Source organism: Stenotrophomonas sp. TWI169, from assembly GCF_039674705.1.
Lineage (GTDB): Bacteria > Pseudomonadota > Gammaproteobacteria > Xanthomonadales > Xanthomonadaceae > Stenotrophomonas > Stenotrophomonas maltophilia_P.
The window spans coordinates 16,849-26,361 of sequence record NZ_JBDJOB010000016.1 but is presented as its reverse complement, the minus strand read 5'-3'; the positions used below and the strand labels follow the sequence as shown (position 1 = coordinate 26,361).

Sequence of the window (9,513 nt, the reverse complement as noted above, 5' to 3'; positions counted from 1 at the left end):
CCGCATGTCCCATCCTTCCCATGGCCCCGCGCCGTGCGACGACGCTGACGGCCACCTGGTCACCGCCGGTCCGTTGACTCCGCCGCCGGACAGCGCCGGTACCACCGCCGACGAGAAAGCGCTGCGCCACTCGGTGGCCGAGGACGTGCAGGGCATGGTGCTGGCGACGATGGTGGCCTCGCTGGGCCTGGCCATCTTTGCCAAGGGCGGGCTGATGATCGGCGGCATGGCCGGCATGGCCTTCCTGCTGCACTACTCCATGGGCTGGAACTTCGGGCTGGTGTTCGTGCTGGTCAATCTGCCCTTCTACTGGGTGGCGCTGCGGCGCATGGGCTGGGAATTCACCCTGAAGACCTTTGCCGCGGTTACCGCCTGCGGCGTACTGACCGATCTGCTGCCGCGCTGGATCGATTTCTCGCATATCCATCCGCTGTACTCGGCGATCGTCGGCGGCGCGCTGTCGGGGCTGGGCATCCTGTTCTTCATCCGCCACCGCGCCAGCCTGGGCGGCATCGGCATCCTGGCGGTCTACCTGCAGCGCACCCGTGGCTGGAGCGCCGGCAAGGTGCAGATGTCCTACGATGCCTGTCTGATGATCGCCGCGTTCTTCGTGCTTTCGCCGTCCAAGGTGATGTATTCGGCGATCGGCGCGGTGGTGCTCAGCCTGGTGCTGATGTTCAACCACCGGCCCGGCCGTTACATGGGCGTGTAAGCGCGCCTTCCGCGTTCGCCGGGCATGGCCCGGCGCTACCGGAACTGGTACGTGGTAGCGCCGCGCCATGCCCGGCGGATGCAGATCAGCGGGTGGTAGCCCCGCGCCATGCCCGGCGGGTCCGGTTCAGCGGGCGACGGCCTGCAGCCAGGGCGGTGACAGCTTCAGCAGCCGCGCATGCACCGGGCAGTCTGCGGCGTGCGCACCCGGCAGGTAGCCCAGGCTCATCAGGAATTCGCCGGTGATCTCGCCGCCGGTGAAGCGGAAGGTCTTCTTGAACAGCTTCACCCAGTCGGCCTTGCTGCGTGGGTGATGCGCGTCCAGCCAAGCGGCGAAGCTGCCGTGGTCCGCACGCAGCTGCTGGATCACCTGTGCGTTGTGGATCGCGGCAAGCACCTTCAGGCGGTTGCGGATGATGCCCGGGTCCGAGAGCAGGCGCTCGATGTCCTGCTCGGCATAGGCCGCGACCCGGTCCACGTCGAAGGCATCGTAGGCTGCGCGGAATCCTTCCCGCTTCTTCAGGATGGTCTCCCAGCTCAGGCCGGCCTGGTTGATCTCCAGCACCAGCCGCTCGAACAGCTCGCGTTCGTCGCGCTGCGGGAAGCCGTACTCGTGCGCGTGGTAGTAGTCGTGCACCGGGTGGCCGGGGGCGATCAGGCAATATCCGGACAAGGCGAACTCCTGCGGTACGGGGTGGTCATTATGCGCGCCGTGACCGGCAGGTGCAGGCATCGGGGGCGGCCAGCGGCTAGAATGGCGGCATGCCCGCAACTCCCACTTCCCTTGCCGATCACCTGCTCGTCGCGCTGCCGTCGCTGCTCGACGCGACCTTTGCCCGCAGCGTCGCGCTGATCTGCCAGCACGACGAGAACGGGGCGATGGGCGTGCTGGTCAACCAGCCGTCCGAGTACACGCTGGGCGAGGTGCTGTCGCAGATGGACATCGCCACCAGCGATGGCGACCTGCAGGCGCGCATGGTGCTTAACGGCGGGCCGGTACATCCCGAGCGCGGGTTCGTCATCCACGACGATGCGCGGCCCTGGGATTCCAGCCTGACGGTGGGCGAAGGCCTGTACCTGACCACGTCGCGCGACATTCTCGAAGCAATGGCCCGCGGCGAAGGCCCGGCCAATGCCGTGGTGACCCTTGGCTGCGCCGGATGGGGCGCCGGGCAGCTGGAAAGCGAGCTTTCCGAGAACAGCTGGCTGACCGTGCCGGCCGACGCCGAACTGGTGTTCCAGCTGCCGCTGGAGCAGCGCTGGCAGGGCGCGGCCTCGCGCATCGGCGTGGATCTGTTCCGGCTCACCGATTACAGCGGCCATGTCTGAGCCGGCCGCCCTCCGTCGCGATGGCACCGTGCTCGGCTTCGATGTCGGCGCGCGACGGATCGGTGTGGCCATCGGCAGTGCCTTCGCCGCGCACGCGCGTGCCGTGGCCGTGGTCGACGTACACGGCAACGGCCCGGACTGGGCGGCGATCGAACGCCTCATCAAGGAATGGAAGCCCGATGGCCTGGTGGTCGGCGATCCGTTGACGCTCGACGGCCAGGACCAACCCAACCGCAAGCGCGCGCAGGGCTTCGCCCGCCAGCTGCGGGAACGATTCAAGCTGCCGGTGGTGATGATCGACGAGCGCTCAAGCTCGGTGGAAGCCGCCCGCCGCTTCGCCGTCGAGCGCGCCGAAGGGCGCAAGCGCCGCCGTGATGCGGCCGCGCTTGATGCGGTGGCTGCGGCGGTGATCATCGACCGCTGGCTGTCCTCGCCGGACGACGCCACTCCCATTCCCTGACTGCACGATTCCCGCCATGACCGCCCAGCAACTCGATGCCTCCGGCCGCCTGCGCCACCTGATGACTCTTGAGGGCCTGCCCCGCGACACCCTGCTGCAGCTGCTCGACCGCGCGGGGCAGATCCGCGACGCGGCGGTCGGCCGCGTCGGCAACAAGCGGCACGTGCTGGCCGGTTCCGCGGTGTGCACGCTGTTCTTCGAACCGTCCACCCGCACGCGCAGTTCGTTCCAGCTGGCCGCGCAGCGCCTGGGCGCCGACGTGCTGAACTTCGATGCGTCGACCTCGTCCACGCGCAAGGGCGAAACCGCCTGCGACACGCTGCGCAACCTGGAAGCGATGGGCGTGCGCGGTTTCGTGGTGCGCCATCCAGATGATGGTGCCGTGGCCGCACTGGCCGAAGCGGCGGGCGAGGGCACCGCCCTCATCAACGCCGGCGATGGGCGCAGTTCGCACCCCACCCAGGGCCTGCTGGACATGCTGACCCTGCGCCAGGCCAAGGGCCCGGATTTCTCGAAGCTGAAGGTGGTGATCGTCGGCGACGTGAAGCACTCGCGCGTGGCCCGCACCGACCTGCACGCACTGCGCACGCTGGGCGTGGGCGAGATCCGCGTCTGTGGCCCGCAGTCCCTGTTGCCGGACGACGAAACCCTGAAGGGCTGCGTGGTGGGCGAAGATTTCGACGCGATGCTGGAAGGGGTCGACGCACTGATGATGCTGCGCCTGCAGCGCGAGCGCATGGAAGAAGGGCTGGTGCCGTCGCTGGAGCAGTATCACGACCAGTACGGACTGACCCGCGAACGCCTGGCCCGCGCCGGCAAGGACGCCGCGGTGCTGCACCCCGGCCCGATCAACCGCGGCGTGGAAGTGACCGACGATGTGGCCGATGGCCCACAGTCGTGGGTGCTGCGCCAGGTCGCCAACGGCGTCGCCGTGCGCATGGCCGTGCTGGAAACCCTGCTGGGCTGACCACCCGCTCTGGTAGGTGTCAGCCTTGGTTGACACACTTACCGCGCGGCTTGTCCGCGCACCGCTCTGGTAGATGCCAACCTTGGTTGGCACTATCCATCCGCGCCCAAGTTGTCGAGCGGATCACACGAAGCGCCAAGCTCCCATTCGCACCATGCATGGGGATATTGCCCAAGCCGCGTCGTCAGCCCGGCCCTGATCGGATTTCCCATCAGATACATCGCATGCCGGTGCAACGATTCGTCAGAGCGGATCGCATGATCGTGATAGCAGGCCTGCCAGAAGCGCCCGACTCGCCCCAGCAACCGGTTTACCTGCTGGGCGGTGCGCGACTTGAAACGCTTCATGACGGTTTCCAGCGTTCCCGCACGTAGTTCGACCAGCCAGTGGATGTGGTCGGGCATGACCACGTACGCAATCGAGCGGGTGAAGCCTTCCTGATCCAGTCGCTGGAATTCGCGGACTGCCAAGGCGGCCGCTGCGGCGTTGGTGAAGAGCGGCGCGCGGTCATGGACGACGGTGGTGAGGATATAGCTGAGGCCGATGCTGGAGCGACGACCGAGCAGGAGACGTGTGTTCTGCATGGAGCAAGCATGGACGGGCCTGCTTCCAGTGAACATCGGGGAATGGGTTGGTTTCAGGTAGGCCAGTGCCAACCAAGGTTGGCAACTACCGAAGCTATGGCTCATCGCTTCTGCGCGAACAACCACGCCCACATTGCCGGGTCGGCGTAGGTGGCATCCCAGGCGTTGTGGTTACCTTGCGGATACTCGGTGTAGCGTACGTCGGCGGCGCCGGTGGCCTGGAACGCGGCGTGCAGGCGGCGGTCGTCGTCTGGTGGCACCACATCGTCAAGCGCACCATGGAAGATCCAGATCGGCGTGTGCCGCAGGCGCTGTGCAATCGCGGCATACGGATCGGCTTCGTTGGCGACCTGCTCCACGAACAGGGTCGGCCGCACCGCGCGGGGGGCCAGCACCGCACCGCAGACCGGCACGATCGCCGCGAAACGGCGCGGGTCATCCAGTGCGATGTTCCAGCTGCCGTAGCCGCCCATCGACATGCCGGTCAGGTACTGCCGGGCCGGGTCGGCACCGAACTCGGCGAGGGTGGCGTCGAGTGCGGCCAGGGCCACCCGGTTGTTGCGGCCGCTCCATTCCTCGTGCCCGGGAACCTGTGGGAACACCACCAGCGCCGGGAAGTCGCGGTGGTCGCGCAGGTACGGGCCGAGCCCGGCGTGGGTCTGCTTCACGCCATCGCCGCCGCGCTCGCCAGAGCCGTGCAGGAACAGGATGACGGGCACATCGACCGGCGCGGCACCCTGCTGCGCCGAACCACGCGGCTGCAGGCCCGCCGGAATGAACACCTGGTAATAGGCCGTCCGGCCATCCACCTTCACCGCACGCGCCTCGAAGCGTCCGTGCGCCCGTTCGGCGGTGCTGGCGCAGCCTCCTGCCATCAGGACCAGCAGCAGCGGCAACCAGCGTGCAAGCAGACGAACCATGAGCGCGTTTCCTGATCTGGAATCGTTTTCATGGTAGTCCAGTCGCGCCTGGCCAGCATCGTGCAGCGCGTCACTCGGGCCGGGGGGCGCTGGCGACGATGTCCAGCTGCTCCTGCGCTTCAGCGTTGCCTTCGGCGGCGGCGGCCCGTACCTGTGCCAGATCCGGGTGCAGCACCACCAGCAGCGGGTTCTCGCACACCGGGCAGTCGTACTCGGTGGCGTCCTCGTCCAGCTCCATCACCATTGCCCGCGAACTGCCCTTCCATTCGCACGCGGCACAGGTATGCAGCTGGTCGCGCCAACCCGGCTGGAAGTAGTTTTCGATCGTGGTTGCCATGGGGTGTTCCAGTGGGAATGGGCCCCGCGCCCCGACCGGGGGCAGGGCGCAGGTCGGTCAGTGCAGCAGCACCAGGGTGGCCAGGCCGAGGAAGGTGAAGAAGCCCATCGAATCGGTCACGGCGGTCAGGAAAATACCGCTGGCCAAGGCCGGATCGAAGCCGAAACGTTTCAGGGTCAGCGGCACCAGCACACCGGCCAGCGCGGCGAACAGCAGGTTGAAGGTCAGCGCGATGGCGATCACCGCCGACAACCCCGGCGAATGGAACCAGGCCAGCACGATCAGGCCCAGCACGGAACCCAGCAACAGGCCGTTGAGCAGTGCCACCCGCACTTCCTTCCACAGCAGGGTGCGTGCATTGGATGCGCCCACCTGGCCCAGCGCCAGGCCGCGCACCATCAACGCCAGCACCTGCGTGCCTGCGTTGCCGCCGAGGCCGGCGACGATGGGCATGAGCACCGCCAGCGCCACCAGCTTGTCGATCGTGCCTTCGAAGTGACCGACCACGCTGGAGGCGAGGAAGGCGGTACACAGGTTCACCGACAGCCACATCAGGCGACGGCGCATCGCGCGCCACACCGGGCTGAACAGATCCTCGTCCTCGTCCAGGCCGGCGGCGCCCAGCGCCTGGTGCTCGGCCTGGCCACGGATGATGTCGACCACGTCATCGATGGTGATGCGGCCGACCAGAATGTTGTTGTCGTCCACCACCGGCGCGGAAATCCAGTCATGGTCGGAGAACTGGCGGGCGACCTCCTGGTCGCTCTCGCCGACATCGATCGCCGGCTGTTCGTCGTCGATCAACCGGTTGATCGGCGTGGTGTCTTCATGGGTGACCAGCGCTGCAAGCGAGACACGGCCAAGATACTGATGGCGGCGGCTGACCACGAACAGGTGGTCGGTATGGTCCGGAAGTTCGCCGCGCAGGCGCAGGTAGCGCAGCACCACGTCGACGTTGACGTCGGCGCGCACGGTCACCACGTCCGGGTTCATCAGGCGGCCAGCGCTGTCCTCGGGGTAGGACAGGACCTGCTCGAGGCGCTCGCGGTTCTCGCGGTCCATCGACTTGAGGACTTCGTCGATGACCGTGTCCGGCAGGTCCTCGACCAGATCGGCCAGGTCGTCGATGTCCAGGTCTTCGACCGCGGCGATGATCTCGTCCGGGTCCATGTCCGCGAGCAGGCTCTCGCGCACGTCGTCGCCGACGTGGACCAGCACCTCGCCGTCATCTTCCGGATCGACCAGGCCCCACACGACTTCGCGCTTTCCCGGCGGCAGCGATTCGAGCAGGTTGCCGATCTCGGCGGGGGCCAGAGTATTGACCAGGCGACGCACCGGTCCCAGCCGGCCACTGTCCAGTGCATCGGACAGCATCCGCAGTTGGCGCGCAGTCTTGTCGTGGCGTACAGCTTCAGCCATCGCAGCTCCCGCGGGATAAGAAAAGCCGCGATCCTGGCAAGGATGCGGCAACAAGGGTGTTCAGCGCGTCATTATCGCAAGGGGATGTTTCAACGCATACCCCGGTGTCTGCGGCCAGCGGGGTCCATGAATTCCGCCGGGCATGGCCCGGCGCTACCGGGAAGGTGCGCACGGTGGTATCGCCGGGCCACGCCCGGCGAGCGGGATGCGTGGGGTGGTAGCGCCGGGCCGTGCCCGGCGAGCGCGCAGCGCGGCCGTCAGGGCGTATCGGCCACCAGTGCCAGCCAGCGCTCGATGCCGCGACGGTCCCGCGCGGCCAGCAGCTTCGGAGCGCGGGCGCGCAGGGATGCCAGGTCGGCCTCGCGGATCGCGCGGCGGACTTCCAGCAGCGTGCCCGGATGCAGGCTGAACTCGGTCAGGCCCAGTGCCAGCAGCAGCGGCGCCATGCGTGCGTCCCCCGCGATCTCGCCGCACACCGCCACCGGCACACGATGGCGTGCGCCGGTCTCGATCACCATCTGCAGCAGGCGCAGCACCGCCGGGTGCAGCGGCGAGTAGAGTTCGCCCAGCGCCTCGTTGTTGCGGTCGGCCGCGAGCAGGTACTGCACCAGGTCATTGGTGCCGATCGACAGGAAGTCGACCAGGTCGATGAAGCTCTCCAGCGCCAGAGCAGCGGCGGGTACTTCGATCATCGCCCCCAGCGGCACGTGGTCGGCCACCATGTGCCCTTCCGCGCGCAGTTGTTCGGACAGCTTGAGCATGCGCCGGCGCACGGCCAGCAGCTCTTCGCGCGTGCTGATCATGGGCACCAGCACCCGCAGCTTGCCATAGGCCGAAGCACGCAGAATCGCCCGCAGCTGGGTGTCGGCCACTTTCGGCCGTGCCAGCGACAGGCGCACGCCCCGCAGGCCAAGCGCCGGGTTCTCTTCGTTGCTCAGGGTCAGGCCGGTGCGATCCGCTTTGTCCGCACCCAGATCGAGGGTGCGGATGGTCACCGGCCGCCCGCTCATGCCCAGCGCGGCGTCGCGGTAGGTCCGGAACTGTTCTTCCTCGTCCGGCAGTTCGTTGCGCTGCAGGAACAGGAATTCCGTGCGGTACAGACCCAGTCCCTGCGCGCCGAGGGCGTGGGCCTGGGTTACGTCCTCCAGCGATTCGGCGTTGGCCAGCAGGGCGATGTCGACCTGGTCGCGGGTACGGCTGGGTTTGCTGCGCAGGCGCCCGAGCTCCCGCTGCTCGCGGGCGTGTTCCTTCAGCCGTGCGCGATAGTCACGCAGGTTGTCGGCCTGCGGGTTGACGGTGATGCTGCCGTCGGCGCCATCGACGATCAGCACGTCGCCATCGGCAACGCGGCTGAGCAGATGCGGAACGTTGACGATCAGTGGCAGGTGCAGACTGCGGGCGAGGATGGCGCTGTGCGACAGCGCGCTGCCGGCGGCGGTGACGATGCCTACGACGCCCTGTGCCTGCAGCTGTGCCAGCTCGGACGGCGCGATGTTGTCGCAGACCAGGATCTCGCCGGCCAGCCCCTTCATCACCGGCGCACGCTCCGGCTGCAGGAAGGCGTGAATGCGGCCGATCACATGATCCAGATCGTCCATGCGGCTCTTCAGGTAGGCATCGTCCATGCCATCGAAGACCTTGGCCAGGCGGTCGCGCTGCAGGCGCAGGGCGTATCCGGCGCTGTACGGGCCGCTGCGGATCAGCTCATCCAGGCCGAACAGCAGCTCCGGGTCGTCCAGCAGCAGCGCGTGCAGATCGAGGAACTCGCCTACTTCCTGGTTCAGTGCGCCGTGCAGGCGCTGCCGAAGCTCATGCATCTCCGCGCGCGCGGCATCCACGGCGTGATGCAGGCGCGTCAGCTCGGTTTCGATCTGCTGCGGTGCCACGCGCTGTTCGGCAACGTCCAGCGCATGCGGCAGGCGCACGCGTGCACGCCCCATCGCCGAACCCCGCGCAGCGCCATGACCAGCCAGCAGCTGGACCGGCCGTTGGCCGGAAGGGAGCTGGCCGGCGCGGGCGCGCGGCACGATCAGCTGTCCTCGTCGAAGCGGCGTTCGAACAGGTCGACCACCGCGTCCATCGCGGCGGCTTCGTCTTCGCCACTGATGCGCACGGTGACCGGGGTGCCCTGGCCGGCAGCGAGCAGCATCACGCCCATGATGCTCTTGGCGTTGATCTCGCGGCCCTTGGCAGCCATGGTCACGTTGCACCGGAACGGTGCCAGGGTCTGCACCAGCTTGGCGGTGGCCCGGGCATGCAGGCCCAGGCGGTTGCTGACGGTGAGTTCTCGTTCAAGCATCGTCGACTATCGCTCCATTACGGGTACCCGCCGCAGCGGTGGCGGGCAGTTGATCCAGTGCCTGTTCCGGATAATTCATCACCCGCAGCAACATCGGCAGGCTCAGCGCCGACACCCGGCGAACCGGGGTCCCCAGCCGGGCCAGCTGCCCGGCAAGGTTGGCGGGGCTGGCGCCGTACAGGTCGGTCAGGATCAGCACGCCTTCTCCACCATCAACCCGCCGCAGCGCGGCCGAGGCGAGGGGGAGCAGAGCATCCAGGTCTGCGTCGAACGGTACTTCGAAAGCTTCGGTCTTCAACGGCAGCTGCCGCAGGAGCCGGGTCGCCACGTCAAGCAGGGCGGCGCCGACCCCGGGATGTGTTACGAGGAGAATGCCACAGGTCATTACTGCACGTTAACAGGTCAAGGTGAATTGGCGATAGCCGCAGATGAGGGGCACTGTGTCCCGTATTCAGTGTCCCCCGCCTGCCGGCCCATCCCGCCTCTC

Annotated in this window: 12 protein-coding genes; 4 read left to right on the top strand and 8 right to left on the bottom strand. The window is 67.7% G+C overall.

All coding sequences use genetic code 11. From position 1 onward, the window contains the following. Window positions 1-4 precede the first annotated feature (4 nt). Window positions 5-712 carry a YitT family protein gene (locus tag ABE543_RS13010; RefSeq protein WP_053519265.1) on the top strand — a complete coding sequence of 236 codons (708 nt, stop codon included), beginning with the start codon at window positions 5-7 and terminating at the stop codon, window positions 710-712. 126 nt (window positions 713-838) lie between these two features. On the opposite strand, the gene ABE543_RS13005 is transcribed toward ABE543_RS13010, so the two are convergent. Next, window positions 839-1,384, bottom strand: coding sequence for a DNA-3-methyladenine glycosylase I (locus tag ABE543_RS13005; protein WP_053519397.1), 546 nt, complete (start codon window positions 1,382-1,384; stop codon window positions 839-841). An 89-nt stretch (window positions 1,385-1,473) separates the two neighbouring features. Between ABE543_RS13005 and ABE543_RS13000 the strand changes: the two genes are divergently transcribed. From ABE543_RS13000 to ABE543_RS12990, 3 genes are read left to right on the top strand one after another with little or no spacing between them, the layout of a single operon-like run. After that, the gene (locus ABE543_RS13000; RefSeq protein ID WP_053519399.1) at window positions 1,474-2,040 is read left to right on the top strand and encodes a YqgE/AlgH family protein; all 567 of its coding nucleotides are present in this window, start codon (window positions 1,474-1,476) and stop codon (window positions 2,038-2,040) included. Further along, window positions 2,033-2,500 (top strand): Holliday junction resolvase RuvX, encoded by a 468-nt coding sequence (gene ruvX / locus ABE543_RS12995; protein ID WP_053519401.1) that lies wholly within the window; start codon window positions 2,033-2,035, stop codon window positions 2,498-2,500. Before ABE543_RS13000 ends, ruvX begins: the two co-directional genes overlap by 8 nt. 16 nt (window positions 2,501-2,516) lie before the next feature. Beyond that, window positions 2,517-3,467: an aspartate carbamoyltransferase catalytic subunit gene (locus ABE543_RS12990; protein ID WP_346475769.1), complete on the top strand. Its 951-nt coding sequence runs from the start codon at window positions 2,517-2,519 to the stop codon at window positions 3,465-3,467. A 92-nt stretch (window positions 3,468-3,559) separates the two neighbouring features. Here the strand turns inward: ABE543_RS12990 and ABE543_RS12985 are convergent, their stop codons facing one another. The 7 genes from ABE543_RS12985 to ABE543_RS12955 all read right to left on the bottom strand — a co-directional run bounded on the left by ABE543_RS12985 (window position 3,560) and on the right by ABE543_RS12955 (window position 9,411). Next, a complete protein-coding gene (locus ABE543_RS12985) occupies window positions 3,560-4,051 on the bottom strand; it encodes a transposase (RefSeq protein WP_065174527.1) in 492 nt (163 codons plus the stop codon). A gap of 101 nt (window positions 4,052-4,152) precedes the next feature. Beyond that, window positions 4,153-4,971, bottom strand: a complete 819-nt coding sequence (locus ABE543_RS12980) for a prolyl oligopeptidase family serine peptidase (protein WP_197572239.1) — start codon at window positions 4,969-4,971, stop codon at window positions 4,153-4,155. A 70-nt stretch (window positions 4,972-5,041) separates the two neighbouring features. Continuing rightward, window positions 5,042-5,308: a hypothetical protein gene (locus tag ABE543_RS12975; RefSeq protein WP_053519409.1), complete on the bottom strand. Its 267-nt coding sequence runs from the start codon at window positions 5,306-5,308 to the stop codon at window positions 5,042-5,044. 57 nt (window positions 5,309-5,365) lie between these two features. After that, the gene (mgtE, locus tag ABE543_RS12970; protein ID WP_053519410.1) at window positions 5,366-6,727 is read right to left on the bottom strand and encodes a magnesium transporter; all 1,362 of its coding nucleotides are present in this window, start codon (window positions 6,725-6,727) and stop codon (window positions 5,366-5,368) included. A 257-nt stretch (window positions 6,728-6,984) separates the two neighbouring features. Further along, window positions 6,985-8,754, bottom strand: coding sequence for a phosphoenolpyruvate--protein phosphotransferase (gene ptsP, locus ABE543_RS12965; protein WP_346475768.1), 1,770 nt, complete (start codon window positions 8,752-8,754; stop codon window positions 6,985-6,987). A 2-nt stretch (window positions 8,755-8,756) separates the two neighbouring features. Then, a complete protein-coding gene (locus tag ABE543_RS12960; RefSeq protein ID WP_053519412.1) occupies window positions 8,757-9,026 on the bottom strand; it encodes an HPr family phosphocarrier protein in 270 nt (89 codons plus the stop codon). Further along, a complete protein-coding gene (locus ABE543_RS12955) occupies window positions 9,019-9,411 on the bottom strand; it encodes a PTS fructose IIA subunit family protein (protein WP_065174531.1) in 393 nt (130 codons plus the stop codon). Before ABE543_RS12955 ends, ABE543_RS12960 begins: the two co-directional genes overlap by 8 nt. Window positions 9,412-9,513: the final 102 nt, after the last annotated feature.

Bases quoted from the DNA above. Each gene is read 5' to 3' on its own strand.
- ABE543_RS13010 (WP_053519265.1), top strand. From the start codon at position 5: ATGTCCCATCCTTCCCATGGCCCCGCGCCGTGCGACGACGCTGACGGC.
- ABE543_RS13000 (WP_053519399.1), top strand. From the start codon at position 1,474: ATGCCCGCAACTCCCACTTCCCTTGCCGATCACCTGCTCGTCGCGCTG.
- ruvX (WP_053519401.1), top strand. From the start codon at position 2,033: ATGTCTGAGCCGGCCGCCCTCCGTCGCGATGGCACCGTGCTCGGCTTC.
- ABE543_RS12990 (WP_346475769.1), top strand. From the start codon at position 2,517: ATGACCGCCCAGCAACTCGATGCCTCCGGCCGCCTGCGCCACCTGATG.
- ABE543_RS12985 (WP_065174527.1), bottom strand. From the start codon at position 4,051: ATGCAGAACACACGTCTCCTGCTCGGTCGTCGCTCCAGCATCGGCCTC.
- ABE543_RS12980 (WP_197572239.1), bottom strand. From the start codon at position 4,971: ATGGTTCGTCTGCTTGCACGCTGGTTGCCGCTGCTGCTGGTCCTGATG.
- ABE543_RS12975 (WP_053519409.1), bottom strand. From the start codon at position 5,308: ATGGCAACCACGATCGAAAACTACTTCCAGCCGGGTTGGCGCGACCAG.
- mgtE (WP_053519410.1), bottom strand. From the start codon at position 6,727: ATGGCTGAAGCTGTACGCCACGACAAGACTGCGCGCCAACTGCGGATG.
- ABE543_RS12960 (WP_053519412.1), bottom strand. From the start codon at position 9,026: ATGCTTGAACGAGAACTCACCGTCAGCAACCGCCTGGGCCTGCATGCC.
- ABE543_RS12955 (WP_065174531.1), bottom strand. From the start codon at position 9,411: ATGACCTGTGGCATTCTCCTCGTAACACATCCCGGGGTCGGCGCCGCC.